General features: G+C 37.6%; 19 protein-coding genes. 9 read left to right on the top strand and 10 right to left on the bottom strand.

What is annotated here, in order from left to right; genetic code table 11:
• Positions 1–2 precede the first annotated feature (2 nt).
• Together JN11_RS20450 and JN11_RS20445 are read left to right on the top strand one after the other, a co-directional pair.
• On the top strand, positions 3–3,260 hold the full coding sequence (locus JN11_RS20450; RefSeq protein WP_144915606.1) for an efflux RND transporter permease subunit: 3,258 nt from the start codon (positions 3–5) through the stop codon (positions 3,258–3,260).
• Positions 3,241–4,443, top strand: a complete 1,203-nt coding sequence (locus JN11_RS20445) for an efflux RND transporter periplasmic adaptor subunit (RefSeq protein WP_144915604.1) — start codon at positions 3,241–3,243, stop codon at positions 4,441–4,443. The genes JN11_RS20450 and JN11_RS20445 overlap by 20 nt, the downstream gene beginning before the upstream one ends.
• Positions 4,444–4,731: 288 nt before the next feature.
• Here the strand turns inward: JN11_RS20445 and JN11_RS20440 are convergent, their stop codons facing one another.
• Both JN11_RS20440 and JN11_RS20435 read right to left on the bottom strand, forming a co-directional pair.
• Positions 4,732–5,130: an RNA recognition motif domain-containing protein gene (locus JN11_RS20440; protein WP_144915603.1), complete on the bottom strand. Its 399-nt coding sequence runs from the start codon at positions 5,128–5,130 to the stop codon at positions 4,732–4,734.
• Between the two features lie 127 nt (positions 5,131–5,257).
• Complete coding sequence (locus tag JN11_RS20435) at positions 5,258–5,710, bottom strand: 3-oxoacyl-ACP synthase (protein ID WP_144915601.1); 453 nt, start codon at positions 5,708–5,710, stop codon at positions 5,258–5,260.
• Positions 5,711–6,520: 810 nt separating this feature from the next.
• On the opposite strand from JN11_RS20435, the gene JN11_RS20430 reads away from it, so the two are divergent.
• A complete protein-coding gene (locus JN11_RS20430) occupies positions 6,521–8,101 on the top strand; it encodes an alpha-amylase family glycosyl hydrolase (RefSeq protein ID WP_144915600.1) in 1,581 nt (526 codons plus the stop codon).
• Positions 8,102–8,143: 42 nt separating this feature from the next.
• On the opposite strand, the gene JN11_RS20425 is transcribed toward JN11_RS20430, so the two are convergent.
• Positions 8,144–9,037 (bottom strand): AraC family transcriptional regulator, encoded by an 894-nt coding sequence (locus JN11_RS20425; RefSeq protein WP_144915598.1) that lies wholly within the window; start codon positions 9,035–9,037, stop codon positions 8,144–8,146.
• A 122-nt stretch (positions 9,038–9,159) separates the two neighbouring features.
• On the opposite strand from JN11_RS20425, the gene JN11_RS20420 reads away from it, so the two are divergent.
• Entirely contained in the window at positions 9,160–9,981 is an 822-nt protein-coding gene (locus JN11_RS20420) for a phytanoyl-CoA dioxygenase family protein (protein ID WP_144915596.1), read from the top strand.
• Here JN11_RS20420 and JN11_RS20415 read toward each other — a convergent pair whose 3' ends face one another.
• Together JN11_RS20415 and JN11_RS20410 are read right to left on the bottom strand one after the other, a co-directional pair.
• The gene (locus JN11_RS20415) at positions 9,982–10,758 is read right to left on the bottom strand and encodes an SDR family oxidoreductase (RefSeq protein WP_144915595.1); all 777 of its coding nucleotides are present in this window, start codon (positions 10,756–10,758) and stop codon (positions 9,982–9,984) included.
• A gap of 65 nt (positions 10,759–10,823) precedes the next feature.
• Positions 10,824–13,145: an efflux RND transporter permease subunit gene (locus tag JN11_RS20410; protein ID WP_144915593.1), complete on the bottom strand. Its 2,322-nt coding sequence runs from the start codon at positions 13,143–13,145 to the stop codon at positions 10,824–10,826.
• 165 nt (positions 13,146–13,310) lie between these two features.
• On the opposite strand from JN11_RS20410, the gene JN11_RS20405 reads away from it, so the two are divergent.
• The 4 genes from JN11_RS20405 (at position 13,311) to JN11_RS20390 (ending at position 16,894) form a co-directional block, all read left to right on the top strand.
• The gene (locus tag JN11_RS20405; protein WP_144915591.1) at positions 13,311–13,679 is read left to right on the top strand and encodes a diacylglycerol kinase family protein; all 369 of its coding nucleotides are present in this window, start codon (positions 13,311–13,313) and stop codon (positions 13,677–13,679) included.
• Positions 13,669–14,394: a DNA repair protein RecO gene (gene recO / locus JN11_RS20400; RefSeq protein ID WP_144915589.1), complete on the top strand. Its 726-nt coding sequence runs from the start codon at positions 13,669–13,671 to the stop codon at positions 14,392–14,394. Before JN11_RS20405 ends, recO begins: the two co-directional genes overlap by 11 nt.
• 170 nt (positions 14,395–14,564) lie before the next feature.
• Positions 14,565–15,734 carry a DUF5009 domain-containing protein gene (locus tag JN11_RS20395; RefSeq protein ID WP_144915588.1) on the top strand — a complete coding sequence of 390 codons (1,170 nt, stop codon included), beginning with the start codon at positions 14,565–14,567 and terminating at the stop codon, positions 15,732–15,734.
• 20 nt (positions 15,735–15,754) lie between these two features.
• A complete protein-coding gene (locus JN11_RS20390; protein ID WP_144915586.1) occupies positions 15,755–16,894 on the top strand; it encodes a glycoside hydrolase family 18 protein in 1,140 nt (379 codons plus the stop codon).
• 529 nt (positions 16,895–17,423) lie between these two features.
• On the opposite strand, the gene JN11_RS20385 is transcribed toward JN11_RS20390, so the two are convergent.
• A complete protein-coding gene (locus tag JN11_RS20385) occupies positions 17,424–18,284 on the bottom strand; it encodes a ThuA domain-containing protein (RefSeq protein WP_144915585.1) in 861 nt (286 codons plus the stop codon).
• A gap of 453 nt (positions 18,285–18,737) precedes the next feature.
• On the opposite strand from JN11_RS20385, the gene hypF reads away from it, so the two are divergent.
• Entirely contained in the window at positions 18,738–21,101 is a 2,364-nt protein-coding gene (gene hypF / locus JN11_RS20380) for a carbamoyltransferase HypF (RefSeq protein WP_170227811.1), read from the top strand.
• Here hypF and hemA read toward each other — a convergent pair.
• The 4 genes from hemA to JN11_RS20360 all read right to left on the bottom strand — a co-directional run bounded on the left by hemA (position 21,098) and on the right by JN11_RS20360 (position 24,524).
• Positions 21,098–22,336 carry a glutamyl-tRNA reductase gene (gene hemA / locus JN11_RS20375; protein WP_144915581.1) on the bottom strand — a complete coding sequence of 413 codons (1,239 nt, stop codon included), beginning with the start codon at positions 22,334–22,336 and terminating at the stop codon, positions 21,098–21,100. The genes hypF and hemA overlap by 4 nt on opposite strands.
• Positions 22,337–22,657: 321 nt before the next feature.
• On the bottom strand, positions 22,658–23,233 hold the full coding sequence (locus JN11_RS20370; protein ID WP_144915580.1) for a globin family protein: 576 nt from the start codon (positions 23,231–23,233) through the stop codon (positions 22,658–22,660).
• Positions 23,234–23,244: 11 nt separating this feature from the next.
• Entirely contained in the window at positions 23,245–23,667 is a 423-nt protein-coding gene (locus JN11_RS20365; RefSeq protein ID WP_144915578.1) for a hypothetical protein, read from the bottom strand.
• Between the two features lie 491 nt (positions 23,668–24,158).
• Positions 24,159–24,524, bottom strand: a complete 366-nt coding sequence (locus JN11_RS20360) for a winged helix-turn-helix transcriptional regulator (protein ID WP_144915576.1) — start codon at positions 24,522–24,524, stop codon at positions 24,159–24,161.
• Positions 24,525–24,580 lie beyond the last annotated feature (56 nt).

Raw genomic sequence — 24,580 nt, 5'->3', positions numbered from 1 at the left:
AAATGGGAATGATAAAAGGGGCTCTTCAAAAGCCAATCACCATACTGGTAATAGTTGCGGGATTATTCTTCTTCGGTATCAATGCGATACGGACTATCAAGATAGATATTTTCCCCGATTTGAATTTACCGGTAATTTATGTATCGCATCCATACGGTGGTTTTACCCCCGATCAGATGGAGGCGTACTTCGGAAAGCAATATGTTAACTTGTTATTATATGTTTCGGGTGTTAAAAGTATTGAAACAAAAAATATACAAGGATTAACGTTAATAAAAATTACATTTTACGAGGGCACTAATATGGCCCAGGCCGCGGCGGAGGTCACGGGCTATACCAACAGGGCGCAGTCTGGCTTCCCGCAGGGATCACAGCCGCCGTTTATATTGAGGTTTGATGCCTCTACATTACCTGTTGGTCAGCTGGTATTAAGCAGCCCAACCCGTACGAATAAAGAACTGGTGGATTTTGCATTGGTTTATGTTCGTTCATCATTTACCTCAGTTCCGGGTCTTGTTGCACCGGCTCCGTTTGGTGGCAACCAGCGTACTGTTGTAATTAAAGTAGACCCTGAGTTATTAAGGGCCCACAACTTAACGCCAGATCAGATTGTTGCTGCCATGCGCGATAACAACCAGAACAGCCCTGCCGGTAACGTTCGTATTGGTGATATTAACTATATAACCCCGGCAAATACGACCATCAAAAAGGTAGCTGAATTTGGCGATATCCCTTTGTTTAAAAATGGTGTACAAACTGTTTTTCTTCATGATGTTGCAACGGTAGAAGATGGAGCTGACATTACCAGCGGTTATGCGTTGGTTAATGGTAAGCGTTCAGTTTATTTGCCTATTACAAAATCAGCATCGGCTTCAACATGGGATGTGGTGCAAAATCTTAAAAAAGCCATTCCACGTTTCCAGGCTTTGATGCCACCTGATGTTAAACTTTCTTTCGTTTTTGACCAATCAGTATATGTAATCAACGCAGTAAAAAGTTTGGCCGAAGAAGGCGCCATCGGTGCTGTATTAACCGGGTTAATGGTATTGCTCTTTTTGGGCGACAGGCGCGGGGCATTAATTGTAATCTTAACGATTCCGACTTGTATCGTATCAGCGGTATTTTTCCTCAACTTGTTTCATCAAACTATCAATATCATGACGTTGAGCGGACTTTCGCTCGCTATTGGTATCCTGGTGGATGAATCAACCGTAACGATTGAGAATATTCACCAGCATTTTGATATGGGTAAGCCCAAAGCTTTAGCTATTTGGGATGCTTGTAAGGAAATTGCTTTTCCTAAATTGCTGATCCTGTTCTGTATCCTGGCGGTGTTTGCTCCGGCATTTACCATGACCGGTATTCCGGGAGCATTGTTCCTGCCATTGGCATTGGCTATTGGTTTTTCAATGATCGTTTCTTATATGCTTGCCCAAACATTTGTTCCTATTATGGCCAACTGGATCATGGTAAACAAACATGAGGATAAAAGCCATAAAGACGGTTACGCAATGGACGATGAGGGTGATGCTTGGAAACAAAAGGAAGAAGCCGTTAAACATGCTACTGAAAATGATAAAAAAGCCAAAGGCTTTGACAAATTCAGATTGCGGTTTTTAATGCTGATGGACAGAATGTTACCAGCTCGTAAACTGATTGTATCCGTTTATCTGATAGTAGCCTTTGGACTTGCATTTTTGTTGTTCAGTTTTATTGGACGCGATGTATTACCAAAAGTAAACTCTGGTACGTTCCAGGTTCGTTTGCGCGGAGCCGACGGTACAAGGTTAGAACGTACAGAAGAAAGCACCATAAAAGCAATTCACATTTTAGAAGGTATTGTTGGTAAAGAGCATATTGCTATTTCATCATCATTGGTGGGTATGCATCCTTCGTCGTTTTCAACAAACCCTATTTATATGTTTATGGCTGGTCCGCAGGAGGCTGTAATGCAGGTGAGTTTAACAGAAGATTATAAGGTAAACCTGGATGATTTGAAAGAAAAATTCAGGAATGCCATACATAAGCAATTGCCCGGCATTAAAGTTTCTTTTGAGCCGATAGAATTGACCGATAAAATTCTTAGTCAAGGATCGCCAACGCCTATTGAGGTTGCGTTAACCGGAAAAGATAAAAAACAAAACGTTATTTATGCTTTTAAGGTAATGCGTAAGCTGGATAGTATAAAGTATCTTCGTGATATACAAATTGCACAATCATACAAATATCCGTCAATTGACATTAACATAGATAGGGTTCGTGCTGCGGAATTAGGAGTAAGCGTTAATGATATTTCACGAACTTTAACCGCATCAACATCATCATCCCGTTTTACAGAAAAAAACAACTGGATTGATGAAAAGGTTGGCTTAAGTTACTTGGTTCAGGTTCAGATACCAGAATATCAGATGTCGAGTATGAATGATATACGCGAAATACCAGTGTTGAGCAATCAGCCGCGCCCGGTTATCAGTGACGTTGCCCAGGTAAAACAGGACACCACTTATGGCGAAGATGACGATATCGGCGCTGTGCCAACACTTTCTGTTACTGCAAACATTAACAAAAAAGATTTGGGTACCGCTACAGATGATGTGCAGAAAGCAATCAAAGCATTAGGTAAATTGCCACGAGGTTTAACTGTTGAGTTACGCGGTATGAGCCAAACGCTTACCGATACCCTTGATAGCTTGCAAAGTGGTTTGATGGTTGCGGTATTGGTTATTTTCCTGATGTTATCAGCCAATTTCCAATCATTTAAGGTGTCACTGGTTGTACTGTCAACAGTACCGGCTGTGTTATTTGGGTCATTACTGCTGGTTAAAATAACAGGGGCTACACTTAATCTGCAATCATACATGGGTATGATCATGTCGGTGGGTGTATCTATTTCAAATGCGGTATTATTGGTAACCAATGCCGAGGAATTGAGAAAGCATAATGGCGATGCGCTGAGATCAGCACGCGAGGCGGTTGCATTACGTGTTAGGCCAATTTTGATGACCAGTTTGGCCATGATTGTAGGTATGATTCCTATGGCATCAGGCCTGGGCGAGGGTGGTGACCAAACTTCACCATTAGGAAGAGCGGTTATTGGCGGCTTATTAGCCTCAACCTTTGCTGCACTGTTAATATTGCCATTGGTTTTTGCCTGGGTTCAAGGTAATACCTCAACCGAATCTGTTTCATTAGATCCTGAAGATAAAGAAAGTAAATTTTATGTTCCATTGCACCATCATCATGAAAATCACAAAAAATAAATTTATTGTTCCTTTAACTGTTTTAGTTATAGGCGTTGGGTTACTGAGCTCATGTGGCCCTAGTAAAAAAGAAAAAGAAGAGCAAGAACAAACCGTAAGGGATGAGAATGCAATTGATACACCAACTGTTGCCCTGTTACCTATACAAAAAGGAAAACTGAGCAGCACCATTGCTGTTCCGGGTGAACTGGTGCCTTACCAGGAAGTTGATCTATACGCCAAAGTAAACAGTTATGTTAAAACACTGCTGGTTGATATAGGTTCGCAAGTACACCAGGGACAATTATTGGTGCAGTTGGAAGCTCCTGAAATTAATTCACAATTGGCAGAAGCCGATTCAAGGATAAAGCAATATGATGCAATTTATTATGCAAGTAAGGCTACTTACGACAGGCTTTTGAGTACCAGTAAAATTCCAGGTACCGTTTCACAGAATGATCTGGAGCTGGCTGAAGCCAAGAAAAATTCAGATCTGGCTAATGTTGAGGCTGCAAAGTCATCTTATAAAGAAGTGGCCGCTAATTTGGCTTATCTTCAAATAAGGGCACCATTTGATGGCGTGATTACTGCTCGTAATATAAACCTGGGTGCATATGTTGGCCCGGGAAGATCCAATGATCCGTTATTGGTATTACAGGATCAGAAACGTATGCGTTTGGTAATATCAGTGCCAGAAAGCTCCACCGGGGGCTTAAGTGATAAAGATCATGTTACTTTTAGCGTACAGGCTTTACCTAACCGCAAATTTACAGCCCAGGTAAAAAGGCTTGCCGGCGCCCTGGACACAAAATTACGCTCAGAGCAGGTGGAAATGGATGTTTATAACACCAATAAAGACTTATTACCACACATGTTTGCTGAGGTTGATATTCCTTTACCATCACGCGACAGTGCCTTTATTGTTCCGAAAACTGCCGTAGTAACTTCAACCGAAAAGGTGTTTATAATTAAAGTGGTTAATAACCATACACAGTGGGTTAACGTTAAAAAAGGCTTGTCGTCAGGAACGCTTACTGAAGTTTATGGTGATATTAATGAGGGTGATCAAATTGTAAAAGATGCCAGCGAAGAGATTAGGGACGGATCATCTATTAAAGTTAAACCAGCGGATGCTAAAGCAGCTGAACAATCAGCTGGTGTTGGTCAGCCCGGTAATAATAAACCCGTTACAACTGGTCACTAAGAAGTGATCAGTCAAAGATATTTAAGAGTTCATTTTTGATTTGTTGTTTTGATTTTGCCAAACCTGAATTTAAGAATAAGAGCAATTAGCTTGCATTTTTAATTCAGGTTACGGCAAAAAAATGAACAGAGTAGTATCTAAAATAGATGCGATGCTATAAGCAACACAAATGCTACTGAAAGACCGGAGAGGACTAAAAGCACTTGCAAATCAATAAATTTGCGCTAAAAATTTATACAAGTAAAACGCCTTGTTACATCAACAGGGCGTTTTACTTGTAATTATATTTTACCAACGGCCACCACCGCTGCCGCCGCCACCACGATTGTTATCTCTTGAATAGCCGCCACCGCCGCCGCCACCACGGTTTCCACCGCCATAGCCACCGCCGCCACCACGGTTTCCACCGCCGTAACCACCACCGCCGCCTCTGCGATCACTTGGTTTTTTTTCTTCAGCCTGGCTTACCGCAATTGATCTGCCTTTAACTTCAGCGCCATTTAATCCTGTGATTGCTTTTTGAGCGCTTTCATCATCAGACATTTCAACAAAGCCAAAACCTTTGCTTCTGCCGGTTTCTCTGTCGATAATTAATTTAACGGTGCTAACTTCACCATAAGCTTCAAAAAGCTCTCTTAAATCGGCTTCCTCTAATGAAAAAGGAAGGCTTCCTACAAATATGTTCATCAAAATTTAATTTATAATGGGCAAGTCTACTATGCTTACCTCTCTTTATTAACATCAAATATAGTAATAGATATTTGAATGATTACAGATACTAAATATAAATACGCGTCAAATGTTTTAAAAAAATTTAAAATATCTTTTTTATGAGGTAAATTTTGTCATTTAAGTTAAATTCATCCCCTGCTTTTAATCCTTTTAATTTCATTCCGATAGGAGATGCCTGCGAAATGGCAAAATACGATTCATTATCAACCTGTAATACCCCGGCACTTATGGCAATGTAAAAGTTGCCATTGCTGGTTAATACTACACTACCTGTTTCACCCTTATCTGACGAGTTTTCGGGGTTTATTGAATTCAATGCTACTTTAAGTTTATTAGCTTCATTCAATTGGGCGAGATTTCGGTTTGTTTCCTGCTGCATCATCTCGCGGCTGGTTTCATATTTATCGCCGGCACTGCTTTTGGTATCATCATTTGATGCTTTTTGGGCTTCATTAATAGCTTGCTGAGCCGCTTCCATACGTTTTTGTACATATTCAAGGCATAGTTGATACAGCGTTTTTTTTATCTCTTTCATTATACTTTAGTTCGGGTGCTAAGATGGGGTTAAAATACATAGAGAGAAAATTAAATAACACCTTGATTAACTAGTGTTTTAGTTGTACTTTTAGGAAATTTTAGGAAAAAAATAAAAGCCCCCTTACACTCGCTGTTTGGGGGCTTTCAACCTAAACCTTATCACAATTATAAATGCTAGAAACGCATCTATATGCAGGATAAACGAATAAATACTGCTTATGTTTTATAAATGAACAAAAACTGACCAAAAAATGATGTTTTTCTTTTCACGATAAAAAATAAATCAGACTTTTGTTTTTTGATAACTGTAGAAGAAAAATGAGTAAAAGCTTTAGCTGTAAGTGCTTTTACTAAGCAGCCAGCATTTCTGTTTTTTATTATAAACAAACTAAAGCCTACAGTTGTTAAATAAATATTTTGATACTGTTGTAGCAAATTTGGATGGTATTGCGTAAAGGTATATAAATATAAAATTTATAAATGTAAACAGTTACAAAATAAGTTAATATCTACTATGAAATATATAAATAAGAAGTACAAGAAAAGTGCGTTGGGAGAATACAAAACCACATTGATATTGCTCTCCATTTTAGTGGCAATAATGACCCTTGTAATTTTTATGCCACTTAAACGTGAAAAAAATACTAATCATGTTATTAGTAGTTTTTCAAGATAGATCGCTTCATTGCGAATGAAATTCAATTTTTAAAATTTACCTGAATCGGTTATCAGATTGTGACTGGTTGAATTAATTTATTTGCTTTTTATTTAAATGGTGTTTAATTTGAAACTTCAAGTTTAAAGCAAAATGAAGATAAAGTCCCTGTTTTTTATTGGTTTATTGTTCCTATTTGTGTTTGGGAAAGTTCATGCGCAAAGTACAGTGAATATTACCAGGAGCTGTAGTAATGAAATTATATACCACATATTTGAACGGAGCTTTTACGATAGCAACGACGACTTGCATGGAGATTTAAATGGGATAAGGTTAAAGCTTAATTATCTGCAAAAGCTTGGCGTTACCGCCATATTATTAACTCCTCTTTATGAATCTGTTTTTTACCATAATTATTTCGCATCCAACTTTAAGAAGATAGATCCCCGTTATGGTACTATGCAGGATTATCTGCATCTGATAAAGGAACTCCACCGCCGTGGAATGAAGTTGTATATGGATATGGAAACCCAGTATGTTACCGAAGATCATTTATGGTGGAAAGATGGTATTAATAACTTGAACTCGCCGTACAGTGATTATTTATTGTATGATGATAAAGCTCACACACAGCCATCGCCCATTATATTTAATTTAAAAGGTTTGTTAGGATACGATAGTACATACCGGAAAATAACCACCGTTAATTTAAAGAGTGCAGGGGTGCTGGATTATAACTACCAGTTGTTTAAGTTTTGGGTTGATCCGAATAACGATGGTAAATTTGATGATGGGGTAGATGGTTTCCGCCTGGATCATATGATGGATAACCTGGACAATAAGCCTGCTTTAACCAATTTATTTAATGTTTTCTGGAAGCCCTTATTAAACAGACTGCGACAGGTTAATCCTCATTTAAAGATTGTTGCCGAGCAGGCTAACTGGGCTGATTTTGGATCGGATTATTTTAATAACGGTGGAGTTGACAGGGTATTTGCATTCAGACTTGCATTTGCCATCCGCTCATTTGATAAAAAACAGTTAACTGCGGCTGCAGATTCTACTTTTCTGAGTATCCCGGCAGGTAAACAGCAAGTGGTATTTATTGAAAACCATGATATGCCAAGGTTTAGTACCGGAGTAAAAGGTGATATAAGAAGGCTGAAGATAGGTGCTACATTGAATTTGTTATTGGGTGGTATACCTTCAATATACTACGGACAGGAAATAGGTATGAAAGGTACTAATGCAGCCTTAGGGGCTACCGACGCCAATGATATTCCTAACCGGGAAGCTTTTGAATGGTACAAGAGTGATAAAGGTAAGGGGATGGCCCTGTGGTATAAGGCAAAAGGTCCGTGGAAAAATCAATTTAATAATGATGTGCCTGACGATGGCATATCACTTGAGGAAGAACAAGATGAACCCAATTCTATCTGGAGTTTTTATCGTAAAGTAATTGCCATACGCAAAGCTAACCCCGTAATATCAAGTGGAGATTACCAAACCCTTCAAAATAGCAGCGACCAGGTTTTTACTTTTATGCGATATGATGGTAATAAGAAGTTTGTGGTGGCGGTAAACCTTTCTGATAAAGCAATAGATACCAATGTAAATGTGGCCGGAGGAAAAGGCTCTTTAATATCTTTGTATGGTAGCAAAAAGCCCGAAATTGATGGAAGTATAATTAAATTACATCTTAGCGCATATAGCATTGAGATATTTACGATGTAAGTTAGTTGCTATTTGAATCTTAGATAATATCAATGAGAATTTTCAGGCAACCTTTTTATCTTCCAGGCCTAAATTCCGCATAAATTTTTTACGGTAGTTGAGTGGGCTGAGGCTCATTTTTAGTTTAAAGGTTTTATAAAAGTGCGATACATCCCCAAAACCACTTTCAAATGATATCTCAGAGATAGGCTTGTCTGTTTGGACAAGTTGTTGTGTGGCATAATTTATCCGGTAATCAATTATGGTTTCCATAAAAGTTTTGCGGGTGGTTTTCTTAAAGTACTTACAAAAGGCATTTGGTGTCATATTGGCTATACTTGCTGCAACATCCAAGCTGACATGATGCCTGAAGTTTTCTACCAGATAAGCAAAAACAGGGTTAATACGTTCTTGTTCTGTGCGTGTGCGCTCAGCAACAATGCCGTTTTGATCTAATAAATTAAAATCATTTGAGGTTGCCAGGCTTTGTAAAATCTCAAGTAACTCCAACAGCATTTTAAAGCTGTTTTTTTCTTTACCCAACGCAACTAAATCTTTCTTAACGGTTGACTGGATTCCTTTTTTAAAATGTACTCCACTGCTGCTTCTTTCAAACAGCGCTTTAATATGTTTCAGTTCGCCTTTATTGAAAAAGTCATTACCCAAAAAAGAAGCATTAAATTGTATCACAATAGCACTTCCTTCAGGCTTTTCATCCTTACCGGTCTCAAGTTTCCAACAATGGGGAAGGTTAGGACCAAGCAGCACCAAATCGCCCGCTGTAAAATCTTCCATGTGGTTACCTACATATCGTTTTCCACTACCTGTCAAAATATAAGTAAGCTCATATTCTTCATGAAAATGATAAGGGGCATCAAATGCAACTTTGTTAAAGCACCTCACTAAAAACGAGTGACCATTCATGGGTTGAAGAATCTCGTAAGAGGCCTTTATCATGGTGTATTTTAATTTAAATTGTTTAAATTGTAAATTTATGGATAAAATAACCCATTATTGTCCCATTTATGACATTTTTTTTAAGAGTAGATGTTACTTTCTTTGAAAAGTAAATTCTGGTTATGGTTGAAACAAATATAGCTTTACCTTGTTTGGATGATTTTAAAAAAATATCCACTGGAAATATCACCGAATTTCGCGAACAAGGGCATACTCTAATTGAAAATGTCTTATCTGCCGATGAAATGGCTGCTTACCGGCCTGCAATAGTTGATGCTGCTGAAAGATACAATACTGAAAAACGCAAATTACAGGATAGAGATACTTATGGTAAAGCTTTTTTGCAGGTTATGAATCTGTGGGAAAATGATGAATATGCCCGGAAATTTGTTTTTGCCAGGAGGATGGCGAAAATAGCTGCCGATTTAATGGGGGTTGAAAATGTTAGGCTTTATCATGATCAGGCTTTGTTTAAAGAGCCAGGAGGAGGGCCAACTCCGTGGCATCAGGATCAATACTATTGGCCAATTGATACCAATAATACTATAACCATGTGGATGCCGCTGGTAGATATTGATGAAAATATGGGCATGCTCACCTTTGCATCAGGATCATTTAAAGAGGAGGCGGTTTTTAATTGTGAAATATCAGATGAATCGGAAACTGCATTTGATAATTATGTTAAGGAACACCAGTTTCCTATAAGTCGCGCCAAAACGATGAATGCGGGTGATGCCACATGGCATCGCGGTTTTACTATTCATCATGCCAATGGCAATAACTCCAGTAAAATGCGTGAGGTTATGACCATTATTTACATTGCTGATGGGGCAAAGGTTACTCCGCATAAAAATAGCTGGCAAAAAAATGATCATCACAAATGGTTGCTGGACAGTCCTATTGGAGAGCTGATTGATTCAGTATTGAACCCGAAGTTGTTATAGTTAAAAAATACTCCTGCTTGCCCCGCCATCAACCTGGATGGTGGTACCGCTGATATACGATGCCTGCTCTGATGCAAGGAAAGCAACCACCGCTGCCAGTTCTTCGGGTTTGCCTATCCGGCCAAGAGGAATACTTTTCGCCTTCTCTTTTAAAGCCGTTTCAGGATCAACGTCTTTTGGTAAAGTGTGTTTAAGCCGATCTGTTGATATCATTCCAGGTGCAACATTATTTACAGTAATGTTGTACGGGCCGAACTCATCAGCCATTAATTTAGCCATTCCTACAACGCCCATTCGCATACTGGTAGAAAGAACGGAATTTGCCAGTACTGATTTTACCGAACCGCTGATAATGTTGATAATACGACCACTTCCGGTTTTTTGCATATGAGGTAGTACCAGTCTGCTGGTTCGGGCAAAACTTAGCAATGTCAATTCAAATGCTTTTTGCCATTCAGCATCATCAAAATGCTCGAATTTATTAAATGATGGTCCGCCGCCATTATTGAGTAAAATATCAATTCGCCCAAAACTATCAGCAGCTTTTTGAATAAAGCTATTAATCTGGGCTGCATCTGAAACATCCACCGGAATAGCGATGACATCATTACCTGTAAGTTGTTGTATTGCTGAAGCTGTTTTATTCAGTTCTGTCTCATCGCGCGAGCCAATAATTACTTTTGCACCTTCGGCAGATAAAGCAGTTGCTATAGCTTTGCCTAAACCTTTGCTTGCAGCCAAAACAATGGCAACTTTGTTGTTAAGTTTTAAGTCCATTTTTAGTGAATATGTTTCACAGGGTTAACTACGTTGCATTGAGCAGAATGTTTTAACATATAAATTTAATCAGCCTTTTTCTTCTTTTTCTCTTCGCGGTGCTCAATGCTCAGTAAAAAGGCCGGTAATAAAGTTAAATTGCTGAACATGGCAACCAATAAAGTTACCGAAAGTAAAATGCCCAGCGCCTTGGTACTACCAAAGGTAGAGGCCGCAAAGATTCCGAAACCAAAAAATAGAACAATGGCAATGTAGATCATGCTGATGCCCGTTTCGCGGATCGTATCTGAAACTATCCGTGAAATGGTTTTATTGGTGCTTTTCAATTCCTGCCTGTAGCGGGTAATAAAATAGATAGTTTGGTCGGATGATATACCCATTGCTATACTAAAGATCAGGATAGTTGAAGGCTTAAGCGGGATGCCAAAAAATCCCATAATACCCGCAGTAATTACCAGGGGTATAAGATTGGGCAATAAAGAAACTGCTATCATTTTAATGCCTCTAAACAGTACCCACATTACACCGGCAATTAAAAATATGGCCCATGCCAGACTCTCATAAAGGTTTTTAACCATATAATTGGCACCCTTTATAAAAATAATGCTCGATCCGGTAAGCTCTACATGATATTTTTTAGGGTTGAAGATAGAATCAATACGAGGCTGTAAATTGGCCAATACAACATTCATGCGGCTTGAGCCTACATCTATCATTTCAAAACTGGCACGGGTAAACTGTTTGTTGCTATCGATATAATTATGCAATACATTGGTGTTTTTGCCCGAATTGCCTGCGTAGCTTAATATAAAGCCTTGTTCCAGGCCGTCGGGTAAACGATAGTAGCGGCTATTGCCACCATAAAAAGCTTGTGTAGAAAATTTAAGGGCCTGTATTAATGATAGCGAACGGCTAAATTCAGGGTACGATGAAATGAGGTTTTCCAGTTTTTCAACCTTATGAATAAATACCTGGTTCATTACGCCGTTTTTGCGTTTGGTGTCAATGCTAACTTCAAGCGGTAAAACGCCTTTAAAGTTATTCTCAAAAAATTGCAAATCGCTTAATGTATTACTTGTTTTGGGCAAATCATCAACTACGTATCCGTTTACATTGATGAGTGAAAGGCCATAGGTGCAAACAATAACCAAAATAAAGGTTGTAATATAAATTGCCTTGCGGTGATGATGTACAAGGTAATCGAGTTTTAATAATACGAACTGAATGATTTTGCGATCTTTAATACCGCTTTGTCGCGGTTTAGGGCTGGGCAAATAGCTAAAAATTATAGGAATCAGTATAAGGCTTAGCGCAAAGGTTACCATAATGCTTAAAGAAGCAACCAAACCAAATTGAGTAAGCAACTCGCTGTTGGTGAAACAGAGCACGCCAAAGCCTATTGCAGTGGTGACATTGGCGATAAAGGTGGTTATACCTACCCTTTCAATTACAATGTTTAATGATTGCATTTTATTGCCGGTATGGCTATACTCATAGTAGTATTTATTTAAAATAAACACGCTGTTGGGTACTCCAATAATTACCACCAGGGGTGGTATAATACCGGTAAGTATGGTGATTTCATAATGCATTAAAACCAATATGCCCAGGCTCCAGGTAACACCAAGCAGTACCACCAGTACCGGGAAAATAACCGGGAAAAGCGACCGGAATATAATTAACAGGATACAGGCCGTAATGAGTAATGATAAACTTAAAAAAAGTGTAAACTCATTCTTCATTAGGTCGCCTGCAACTGTGCGGATCAATGGTAAGCCCGAGTAATGAACTTGTATATTATGCTTTTGTTCAAACTGCTTGCCTTCTTTTAATATCTGGTTTAAAATAGGTACTCTTTTTGGGGTATTGATAATTTTTCCATCAAAAGTGATGGCCATTAAGGTGGCGTTGCCATTTTCACTTAACAAAAGTCCTTTATAAAAGGGGAGATTAAGGATCTGTTTTTTTATGCTGTCAACCTCTGCCTGGCTGATAAGCGGATGTTTTACAAGAGGTTTTAATGTGAAGCGATGGTTGAGGGTGTCTTTTTCGAGGTTATACAAGTTGGCAACTGATATAACTCCAGTTATGCCTTTAATATGTTGGATACGGGTGCCTATCTGGTTCCAATCGTTAAATACATCTTTGTTAAAAATAGAAGGTGATTCAAATCCGATTACCATGGTACTTGCATCCTGCCCGAAAGTACTTTTAAATTGCATATACCTGATATAGGCAGAATCAGTTACCGGTAGCACTTTGCCTCCATTAAAAGTTATGCGTACCTGGCTGGCTTTATATCCCATAAAAATACTGGCAAGGCCAATAACAGCCAGTATAAGAATTCGTTGTTTTAGTACAAAATCAGCGAGTTTTTTCCAAATCATTATTTCGATGAAGATTATCGGGGGCTAAACTACGAAAATACATTAATCAGGGTAATTCATTAAATGAGATTGTGACAATGTTTTTCAAATGTGCAGATTTGTATCTTAGACATTTTAATACGGCCAGCTCTTGATCGCTTGCGGTATGTTATATTATAGCTATTTATGAAAAAACTATTAAGAAGTTTTGGTTATGCTTTTAAAGGACTTGTTTATGCTACAGCTACCCAGCTAAACTTTCGGATACATCTGGTTGCAACTGTTTTAGTTTTTATAGTAGGTTTTTTGCTGCAAATTTCTTTGGAGCAATGGAACTGGATAGCGATAAGCATTTGCCTGGTACTGGTAACTGAAATTTTTAATACAATGATTGAAACACTTGTTGACCTTGTTTCGCCGGGATATAATGAAAAGGCAGGACGTATAAAGGATATGAGCGCTGCTGCCGTTGTTATTGCTGCTTTATTTGCCCTTATTACTGCATTGATCATTTTTTCACCAAAGCTGCTGGCATTGATAAATCATGCTTCATAAAACCCGCGGAATAGTTTTTAAAACCACTGACTATAGCGAGAGCAGCGTTATTGTACAGGTATTTACTGAAAAATTCGGCATACAATCCTATATGGTTAGTGGGGCCAAAAAGCCAAAGGCAAAAATTAGCCGCAATATGCTGCAGCCATTGTCATTGTTAGATATGGTGGTTTATCATAAAAGTGCTGGGAATGTGCAGCGTATAAAGGAACTTAAAAACTTTCCGCTTTTACAAAATATCCCATATGATATTATAAAAAGCAGTATTGCCCTGTTTTTAAACGAGGTTTTGTATAAGGCAGTAAAACAACAAGGGGTTGATGAGAATTTGTTTGATTTTGTATTCAGCGCCATTGAATGGCTTGATCATCAAACAGAAGGCCTGGCTAACTTTCATTTATTGTTCCTGGTGCAGCTTACCCGGTATCTAGGCTTTTATCCAGATCGCTACCTGGCAGGTGAAGCCGATTATTTTGATATGAAAAATGGCGTTTTTTGCCCATATAAACCTGATACAACATTATATCTTTCACCCCCGCACACACACAATTTTGCACGCCTGCTGCAATATAATTTTGAAAACCTGCCTCAATTAAAACTTATTAATGAAGAACGTCGTTATCTGATTCAAAAGCTATTGGATTATTACGCCCTTCATATTGAAAGTTTCGGAAACATTCGTTCGCACGATATACTGGAAGAGGTTTTAAGTTAAAGCTTTCTGTATTGGTATAGAGTACTTTAAAATTAATCTGTAGCTGTTCAAAAACTATTAACTGATCCAGCTTGTTATCATCAGTAATATATCAAAAACAATACATTTAAAATCAAAAAATAGCCATTATATTTAAAAACTGATTATTTAACAGTCATAAATCATTATAAATGCTGCAACAAAAGCGTCTTCTTTCTATCGATGTATTTCGGGCTGTAAATATGTTCTTTATGATATTTGTAAATGATCTGAGTGATGTGCGTCATGTGCCTCTGTGGATTGATCACGTAAGGGAGAATGTTGACGGAATGCATTTTGCAGATACCATTTTCCCAATATTTTTATTTATAGCGGGTTTATCTATTCCTTTGGCTATAGGCAGGAGGATTGACAAGGGGGATTCCTTTATTTCTACAGCAGGATATATTTTACTACGCTCATTCGCATTAATTGTAATGGGCTTTTTTCATGTTAACCTGGAAGAATACAGTATCGCTGCTTTGATACCTGCAGGTGTTTGGGAATTTCTTTTAACCCTCAGTTTCTTCCTTATTTGGCTTGATTATCCCGAAACAATGGCCAAAATAAAAAAATACATCCTTATAAGTATCGGTGTAATTATACTGGCTGTATTGACAGTATTGTATAAAGGAGGCACCCCACAAGCTCCTGTTGGATTAAATGCATCCTGGTGGGGTATTCTGGGTATTATTGGTTGGGCCTACCTGGTTTGTGCGGGGTTGTATCTTATAGTAAGGGGGAATTTTATGGCGCTTCTGGTACTTCTTATTTTATTGGCTGCTATTAATGTTTGTTATCATGCTGCCATAATTGATATTAAGTTGCCGCTTATTAAAGATGGTGCAGCAGCATCACTTATGATGTTTGGAGTAGTAATTTCCTTGCTCTATCCCATGATTATTTCAAAAGGTGGATACAAAATATTATGGCTAACCTTTGCACTCATTGGCCTGGCGTTAATAGGGCTGGGCTTTATTATACGCCCTTATACCGAAGGTATTTCCAAAATACATTCAACGCCGTCGTGGGTGTTTATCTGCACAGGTATTGGTGTTTTATTTTTTGAATTATTTATTTGGCTGATAGATGTTAAAGGTAAGCTAAGCTGGTTTAAAATTATTAAACCAGCAGGAACAAGTACCCTAACCTGTTACCTGATACCTTATTTTATGGTGGCTATATTTACCATATTTGATTTTAGTTATCCAAATGTTTTTAATTATGGAGCAGGTGGTATTTTTCGCTCCTTCGCTGTATCGTTTATTGTGATCCTAATAACCGGTCTTTTAGAAAAAAGAAGATTAAGGTTAAAGATATAAACCTGTTTGCCTTATTGCTCATGAAACCTCAATGCCCCCAAAAGCCTGTTAATGTTTTAATTTTGATAATTGCCTTTAACTTACTGTTATTATTGCCTGGTGTTATCCGGGCTCAGGCAAATAGAGTGGTAATTGGTTATGTTGGTGGTTTCAGAGGGATCATTAAAAATGTAGATCAGATAGATGTAAAGAAACTTACGCATATTAACTATGCTTTTGTAGATATTAAAAATAACCGTGCGTGGCTTCACCGTGAAGTAACAGATACAATCAATTTCAGGCGTTTAGTAACGTTAAAAAAACAAAACCCGGCTCTTAAAATATTAATCTCTATTGGTGGCTGGACTTGGAGCGGAAGGTTCTCTGATGCAGTATTATCAGATACTGCAAGGCATGGATTTGCGGCTAGTGCCGTAGCTATTATCAGCAAGTTTAATCTGGATGGTATTGACATTGACTGGGAATATCCTAGACGCAAAGGCTTGGATGGTAATATTTACAGACCGGAAGATCGGCAGAATTATACGCTTATGTTTAAAGAGTTGCGCAGACAATTGGATAATCTGCAACAGCAAACGCATAAAAAATATCTGTTAACTACTGCTGTTGGCGCTTTTAAAGGTTTTTTGGATCACACAGAGATGCAGGATGTGCAACAATACCTGGACTATATCAATTTAATGACCTATGATTACTCCGCAGGGAAGGCTGCATCACATCATACTGCGTTGTATGCATCAAAGGCTTACGTTGCTCATAATAATGCAAATGAAGCAGTTACCTTATTTGTGGCAGCTGGGGTGCCTGTAAATAAGCTGGTTATGGGCGTGGCGTTTTATGGGCGTACGTCAATTTTAGAAGAGGGGGCCAAAGGCCTTGGTGATTCTGTTTCAACACGTGCCAAAGGTTATGGATATACCATTATAAAAGATAGTATTCTTAAACTCCCCGGGTTTAAAGTATATCATGACCGGCATGCAAAGGCTGATTATATTTATAATTCAATAACAAGACAGTTTATCACCTTTGACGATGAATGGTCGGTAAAGAAAAAAGTTAAATATGTAAAGTCAAAGAAAATGGGAGGGGTTATGTTTTGGGAATATGCTGATGATCCCAAAGGATACCTTTTAGGCGTAATAAACAAAACAATAAGGTAGACTGCAAAGTACATTAAAACAAAAAAGAGGAAGCGGGAGCTTTCTCTTTTTGTAGTAACTGACCTCATTATTTATCATAAAGAACTAATTGGTTAGAACGATAATAACAATTAGACAAAGATAAACCCTATAGAGTTTGCAGACAATATTTTAACAGATATTTAACATATTTTTTCTCCTCAAATACATAATAATAAGCGGAATTTACTAACACTGGCGTACTTATCAACAAAATGGGAGGTTTAATCTTTAATAGGTTGTAATTCCACGAAAATAAGGGCGTGTTGTTTTGATTAAATTAAATATTTAAATAGTTGATTTACTGTTGGATGTTTTTTAATAATTATCCGTTTTAATTTACAACCACTTATCTGTTTTAAAGTGTTAATTGCTTGATATGTACCCGAGTATTTTGCATTAGAGTAGCTTTTATTATCAAAACCGTATTTATTTTTTTATGAATAATACACTATGTAAGTGCTTATGTATTTATTAATCTGTAAAAATACATAAGTGCTTATATGTTGTTTTATTTAGCCTTTCCGTTTCCTAACCAAAGCAATGCATCTATTACCAGCTTTGCCTCCATGGGGCTTGCAAATGTATACGATAGTGTTTTATCTGTATTGTCGTATTTATGCTCATAGTCCATGTCATTATGGCCCATGTTAAAATAAATCATTTTGTAGTTTTTGTTGGTCCATACTACAGGGTAGTAGCCACTGTGCCATATTTCGCTTTGTTTTGGGCCGGTTCCCAATGGAAAACTGGCGGAATCAATAGAGCAAAGTATTTCAATATTGGGGTTTTTAGTTAAATCGTTTTCCCACCGGTACCATTCATTAGGTGAAGTTTTAAACTTTGCGGGCATATGTTTAGTTGCAGGAAAGTTCCTGTTAACATCCAGTATAGCAGTTGAAGGGCGCCATATATTGCTAACGTATTGGCCCGATCCTAAAAAGGTGTTATGATACCAATCCCAGTTCTGAGGGAAATCAGAAGGGGTAAGGGCAAATGCCGAAAAGTGAAAGCCCATCCAGGCGCCTCCATTTTCCATATATTTCTGAAATGCCGCACGTTGCACCGGATCATCGACCCTGGTATCTAAAAAAATAACTACCTGATAGTGTGAAAGGAATTCGGCATTCAGGTTATTCCAGTTCATTGTAGAATCGTACTTGAAATGATACTTCGCTGCGATCAAGGGAAACCATTTGTTTGCTTCATGCACAAAGCTTACGTGCGCTTTATCATTACGGGCTGTATAAAAAGCTATTACATTGAATTTGGGATTGCTTCCCTGAGCTTTTGTATTTAAAAAACCAAAGCATACGGAACAGAGAATAATAATTACTAAAGAAGGTTTAAGGAGTTTACAGTTGGTAAGCATAGATAATGGTATTGGTACGGTTAAAATTAAAAAAACTATGCATCTATATTCCTTTTATCTCATGTAATCCTGTAATTTTTTTAATACGGAAAAAATGAAAGCCAATGGAAAATGTAAGTGGTGTTTAATTAATGGTTACAATGGTTGTGCCTGCATAACTCGATTTTATTAGAGAAAACTTAAAACAATTAGTCTGTATATTAATTATTAATAAATATTTCTATTTGGTTAATGACGAAAAGTGTTAAATTTGCAAACGCCGATAATTATAATCCGTAATTTAAATAGTACCATACCTTTTAAGGCGCGTTCATCAGCTATTGATGTGCAATGATTTGATATCCCCTTAGTAAATTAAACGTAAGTAAGTATTAGTTGAGTTAATAGTTTATTTCCAACAGGAAATGAGCTGTTGAATAATTTTTAATTTCTTAATGTATAAAAACTAATCCATTGCAGACCTTTTATATACATATTGATGGAAATATAGAGTCAGCAGAATTCCTGCCGTTAGTTTATTGTGTGGCAAAGGAAATGAGGGTAACTGGCTATGTGAGAAATGTGGATAGGGGGGCTGAAATCTTTTTTAATACATCATCATTATTGGGTGCCAGTGAATTTCTGCAAAAAATAAAGCAGGGAGCCCCTTATGTTGAAATAACCTCTTCAAAATTTAAAAAAATACAGGAACATCATTTTTCTGATTTTAATATTTATAATGAAGATGATGGACGAGAGCCGGTACATGCACTAATACCGGCTGATATAGCGATATGCAATAATTGTAAAGACGAATTGCATAATTCTAATAACCGACGCTACCATTATCCTTTTGTTGCCTGTCCTGATTGCGGCCCGCGTTATGCTATTCTTAAAAAGCTGCCTTTTGACAGACGTACTACTTCTCTGAATAACTTCAGCATGTGCGAAGCTTGTTTTAACGAATATAATCAGGTTAATAACCGGCGTTTCTTTTCAGAAATCAATTCGTGTGCAGATTGTGGCATAAAATTGAGCATTCTTTGTAGCGATTTGTCAATCCTGTCAAGAAATATAGAAATAGTTTTTTCACTAATCAAGCATTTTTTAAACCAGGGGAAAATATTGGCAGTTAAAGGTATTGGCGGTTATGTTTTGATATGTGATGCCAGTAACCCAGATGCTATAGCGTTATTGCGTAAACGAAAACATTGCCCAACAAAACCATTCGCACTTTTATATCCGGATATAAAAGCTTTGGAAAATAATTTTGAAATTAGCGAGCAAGAAAAATACTTATTGCAAAGTAATGCTTCGCCCGCTTTATTGTTGTATCCAAAACAGTCTTCGGCTAATAATGTGGCTTTAAGTTACATTGCACCTAAACTAAACCGTACTGAGGTTATGCTTCCGGATAATGCACTTTTTGAATTAATTTCACATGAGTTTGGAAAACCATTGGTTATAGCAGGTGCTAATATTTCAGGTTCACCTGTTATTTATAAGGATGAAGATGCTACCTTATATCTTTTTGATGTGGTTGATTTTATAGTTAGCCACAATCTTGATATTGTTGTGCCTCAGGATAAAAGCATAATGCAATTTTCAAAATATGAAAATCAATCAATTATTTTGAAAAGATCATTGGGCATGGCACCTTCTTTTGCCCATTACAAGTCGAAGAGCAACTATTGCATTTTGGCAACAGGGGCATCTTTAGAAAGTAGTTTTACTCTGGCATATATGGATGATACGTTTATAAGCCAGTATCTGGGTAACGGAGAATCATACGAGGCGCAGCTGATGTATAAACATACGCTTGAACACTTGCTGGCGTTATATGAAGTTAAGCCCGATGTTATTATAGCAGATAAAAACGCCGAGTATTTTGCGCATCAATACGCTACAGAATTAGCTGAAAAATATGGTACCGAAGTGAAATTTGTGCAACATCATGAGGCGCATTTTGCTGCTGTATTAGCTGAAAATAGATTGTTGCATAGTAATAAGCCGGTATTGGGTGTAATTTGGGATAGTGGCGGCCTGGGTTATGATGATAATATTTGGGGCGGTGAGTTTTTTAAATATGAAAACAATGAAATGATGAGGTGTTTTCATATTGATTATTTTCCGGCAGTAAAAAGTGACAAGCCAATACCTGAACCACGTTTAGCTGCCCTTTGTACCGCCGGTTATGTTTGGCCACAAAAGGACCTATGGCAAAACAAATTTACCTCTTCAGAATTGAGCAAATACATATCATTGGCCCTTAATGCCGCCACTTTTAGCTCATCATTAAATAGCATATTTGACGCTGTTGCATCATTACTTAATTTGTGCGATATACAAACTTATAGTGGAGAGGTTGCCGGATATCTCCAGGTACTTGCTGAAGAATATGTTGAGGAAAATGGTTTTGTAATGGATGAATCTTATTTTAAAGCAGATGCTCAATTTTATCCTATCCCCACAGCGTTGCTGATGCAATCTGTCATTACTGATATTCAAGCGGACCTGGATAGGAGTTATATCGCAGCAAAATTTTATTATTCAATAGTGAGCTTAATAGGAAAGGTAGCACAGCGCACACATATTAATGATATTTGTTTTAGTGGTGATGTTTTCCAGAACGCGCTTTTGGTTGACTGGATACAGGAGGAATATCAAGACAAGTATCAATTATATTTCCATATTAACTTGTCGCCAAATAATGAGAATATTTCTTTTGGGCAGATGGTTTATTATGAAAATAAAATAACATCAGTATTTTTTGATACTGATAAGCGTTTAAGGGATGAAAGTGAAAGAGCTTTTGGAAATCAGAAAGTTCAGCGTTAATTAGCTACCAATATCATAAACTCATTTATGGCTTCGATATAATGGCACCCACCTTTATTTTGGGAACGCATTTTACTGGCGGTGCCATTTACTACCCGTTGAATTTTTTGTTCAAATGAAATAAAAGGGCATTTGGTTTCCCCACCGTTTAATAATTCCTGGTGTTGTTTGGAAATTTCACTGAGCTTGATTTTAAGTGCATTTAATGCAGGTGCATTTTTGCGCATTTGGTGCCATTCCATAAAGTCGGCAAAATGCTCTGCAACTATCATTTTTGCTTTGGGCGCTTCAGCCTTGCGTTTATTTAGCGTTTCGTCTTTTAATTTCGATAGCATATCAACATTCACCAGGGTAACATTTGCCAGATCTGCAACGGTAGCTTCAACATTGCTGGGAACAGCGAGGTCAATAATCAGCTTTGAGCTGGTGTGTTTAAACTGAGATTTTAAGATGATGGGTTCAACAGCATTTGCTGCAGTAAGTATAATATCGGCAGCCGCAATATTACTTTCAAGATCCCTTATCGACGCAAATTTTAATTGGAGAGATGAGGCCAACTCTTGAGCTTTTTCGTCAGAACGATTAATTAGCGTAATGTTATTAGTGCCCAGATAATCTATTAGGTTTTTGCAGGTGTTTCTTCCTATTTTCCCCGTTCCTATCAATAATATTTTGGTTTCGGGGGTAATGGTTATATTTTCTTTGATGTATTGTACTGCAGCAAATGATACGGATACTGTACCGCCACTTAACAATGTATCGTTTTTAATGGTTTTTGACGATTGCAGTACACTGTTAAACAGTCGTTCTGTAAAGCAATTGATAAAATTATGGTCCTTTGAAAATTTTACAGCCTGTTTTAATTGTCCAACAATCTCATAATCGCCCAATATTTGCGAATCAAGTCCGGCGCCCACATTATATAAATGCTGAACTGCATCGGCCCCCTTTTTTATGTAGGCAAAATCAGCAAATGTTGCAGCATCTCCTTTTGTTTGCGAGCATATTAAATTCACAAGTCGCGAGGCATCTTCTGCAAAACCATAAATTTCAGTCCTGTTGCAGGTAGAAAGGATAAAAAATGAATCGATATGATGATCAGGTGCTGACTTTATAATAGCCTCATACTGATCATTATTAACGGCAAATTGGCCCCTGATAGCGGTATCAGATTTCTTGTAGTTTATACCTGCTACAAAAAAGTGTGAAATATCTGAGGGTCTATTTATGTTCATTTTTCCTATTTATATCATTTACGTAATTAGCACAACAAAGGATATTGTGAAGCCCGTAAATCACGTCATTTTATTGTCATTTGCTTAGCCTGCGTTTGTTTTTAGTATCGTTAACTTTATAACTAAAACGCGCCTTTTTTAAAGGCTATAATAAATACATTAATAGCTGCAAAGGTTACACTCTATTTCCATTGCAAAGTAATGCGGGTGTAAGAATAAAATAATTTGTCGGAATTTTGACAAAAAAAGTAACATTAGCATAAAAAGCCCGGGGAATTAATTGATCCCGGGCCATAATTTAAATTGAACGCAATGTTGCAATTACATTTGTACTACCTGGCTTCTTAGTGTTTCAACTATTGCGCCTATTGATGCAATGAAGTGGGCTGGTACTTTGTTTTTATTGGCACCGGCTACTAAGTCAACAACAAATTCGTCAAAATCGGCACTGGTTGCTTTACCATTCATACGTGGGTTAACAGCAGGGTTATGTGCATCAGACATGCTAAGCCCGATGTAGATATAATCTTTTGCACCGGTAGCGCCTGAAACAAAAGTGGTTAAGTTTTCGCTCAAGTCGGTAAAACCTGACAGATCACCCTTAGTTACTTCTGAAAGTAAAACGGTAAAGTGTCCGTTAATCTTCGGATCTGCAGCAATGACAAAAATGGTGCTGTCAATTACATTACGGATTGCCAGGCGACCAGTTTCAATCATTGCACCTGAATGGGTTGGATCTGCAACCAATGTAGTACCGCCAAGTGAATCATAAAGGGTAGTTCCAGTGGTTGTTTTTGTTGGAGTAGGGTTGCTTGATGCTTTCTTACTGCATGATTCAATAAGCACTAAAGCAAAAATAGCAGCAAGAGCTAAGGGTAGAAATGATAACTTTTTCATATGGTTTTTTGTTAAATAATTTGAGTGATTAATTTGTAAACTTTATAAGTATAAGAGGATGCAGCTACCGGGCAGCTATGTTTCAGGTTATCGGCAGTCGGCATAAACCTTTCTGCTTTGAAGTTGAAAGCAGTTTTGAAATTTTTTACAATCACATCGCCACTGGTTTTTACTGGGGCGAAAGTGAAAATTACAATGTTTGATTGAGGGTTTACCAATACATGGTCAACTCCTTTTTGGTGAAACATCCATGCCGAAATCTTATTGGCATCGTCCTGATTAATTTGTTGTTTGATGTCTATCCTGGCCATAACTCTTGTAAATTGATCTGGAGCAGGTCTGTAAACAAAATAAATGTGAACAGCTAAAACTGCCACCAGCAGCAAGAGCGTTGCAAAGCTGTACAGCAGGATTTTTTTAATTGATTTTTTCATAAGCTTGATTTTAAAATGGTAGTTTCTTTAAAGTGTGGGGCCGATTTCCTTAAAGTGTAAAAACTTACACTTCTGTTACAATTACGAGAGGTAGAGCCATTACGGTTTTGTAAATGCCGGAAAAAGCTTAGAGCTTTTGGCTATAAGTTAAATTGGTAGCGTATTTGCCCACTTTTACAAGTGCAGCAGATAGGGTTTTAAGGTAAAAAATGGATTAAACGGTGGTGTAAATTATCATTACCTGCATAACAGGGGCTACAAATAGCAATTATGCTTTAACTCATGCGGCTATTTTATTACCGATTTGACGGTAGACTATACGCAAAAGAAGTACAAAATTGGCGTGGCTATCGAAAACCTGTTTAACCGCCAATGGGATGAATCGTAGTTTGAATACATCTCGCAATTAAAAGGTGAAACCGCTCCGGTTGACCAAGTACGTTATACACCAGGAGTTCCGTTTTTTGCGAAGCTTCATTTTACTTTATTTTTTAAGTAGCAGATGGAGAGGCTGTCTCGGCTGAAAGTTTAAGATCATTCAAACCCCATTCTTGCAAAACGGCGATGACCGGCATCAGTGATTTTCCGTATTCTGTTATTTTATATTCCACACGAGGGGGAATTTCGGCATAAATAATCCGCTCCAGAATCTTATCTTCCTCCAGCTCTCGGAGTTGATTAACCAGCATTTGTTTGCTGATAATGGGGATTGCCTTTTGTAATTTACTGAAACGATTACAGTTTTTATAAACAGCATAAATGATCAGGATCTTCCATTTTCCACCAATCTTGTTCATGCATTGGGTAACCGGGCAATTAAATGGATTAAAATCTTTGGTTTTTCGGGTATTAGCCATTGGTCTATAAAAATGTACTAGTAACTACAAAATGGACTACTTGTGCCAGTAAGACA

This window comes from Mucilaginibacter frigoritolerans, from assembly GCF_007830615.1.
Lineage (GTDB): Bacteria > Bacteroidota > Bacteroidia > Sphingobacteriales > Sphingobacteriaceae > Mucilaginibacter > Mucilaginibacter frigoritolerans.
The sequence above is the reverse complement of the archived record's forward strand: the minus strand, read 5'-3'. Positions and strand labels throughout refer to the sequence as shown.

Bases quoted from the DNA above. Each gene is read 5' to 3' on its own strand.
- JN11_RS20445 (WP_144915604.1), top strand. From the start codon at position 3,241: ATGAAAATCACAAAAAATAAATTTATTGTTCCTTTAACTGTTTTAGTT.
- JN11_RS20430 (WP_144915600.1), top strand. From the start codon at position 6,521: ATGAAGATAAAGTCCCTGTTTTTTATTGGTTTATTGTTCCTATTTGTG.
- JN11_RS20370 (WP_144915580.1), bottom strand. From the start codon at position 23,233: ATGAAAAAGTTATCATTTCTACCCTTAGCTCTTGCTGCTATTTTTGCT.
- JN11_RS20385 (WP_144915585.1), bottom strand. From the start codon at position 18,284: ATGCTTACCAACTGTAAACTCCTTAAACCTTCTTTAGTAATTATTATT.
- JN11_RS20425 (WP_144915598.1), bottom strand. From the start codon at position 9,037: ATGATAAAGGCCTCTTACGAGATTCTTCAACCCATGAATGGTCACTCG.
- JN11_RS20390 (WP_144915586.1), top strand. From the start codon at position 15,755: ATGAAACCTCAATGCCCCCAAAAGCCTGTTAATGTTTTAATTTTGATA.
- JN11_RS20435 (WP_144915601.1), bottom strand. From the start codon at position 5,710: ATGAAAGAGATAAAAAAAACGCTGTATCAACTATGCCTTGAATATGTA.
- JN11_RS20420 (WP_144915596.1), top strand. From the start codon at position 9,160: ATGGTTGAAACAAATATAGCTTTACCTTGTTTGGATGATTTTAAAAAA.
- JN11_RS20440 (WP_144915603.1), bottom strand. From the start codon at position 5,130: ATGAACATATTTGTAGGAAGCCTTCCTTTTTCATTAGAGGAAGCCGAT.
- hemA (WP_144915581.1), bottom strand. From the start codon at position 22,336: ATGAACATAAATAGACCCTCAGATATTTCACACTTTTTTGTAGCAGGT.
- JN11_RS20365 (WP_144915578.1), bottom strand. From the start codon at position 23,667: ATGAAAAAATCAATTAAAAAAATCCTGCTGTACAGCTTTGCAACGCTC.
- JN11_RS20405 (WP_144915591.1), top strand. From the start codon at position 13,311: ATGAAAAAACTATTAAGAAGTTTTGGTTATGCTTTTAAAGGACTTGTT.
- JN11_RS20395 (WP_144915588.1), top strand. From the start codon at position 14,565: ATGCTGCAACAAAAGCGTCTTCTTTCTATCGATGTATTTCGGGCTGTA.
- JN11_RS20415 (WP_144915595.1), bottom strand. From the start codon at position 10,758: ATGGACTTAAAACTTAACAACAAAGTTGCCATTGTTTTGGCTGCAAGC.
- JN11_RS20410 (WP_144915593.1), bottom strand. From the start codon at position 13,145: ATGATTTGGAAAAAACTCGCTGATTTTGTACTAAAACAACGAATTCTT.
- recO (WP_144915589.1), top strand. From the start codon at position 13,669: ATGCTTCATAAAACCCGCGGAATAGTTTTTAAAACCACTGACTATAGC.
- JN11_RS20360 (WP_144915576.1), bottom strand. From the start codon at position 24,524: ATGGCTAATACCCGAAAAACCAAAGATTTTAATCCATTTAATTGCCCG.
- JN11_RS20450 (WP_144915606.1), top strand. From the start codon at position 3: ATGGGAATGATAAAAGGGGCTCTTCAAAAGCCAATCACCATACTGGTA.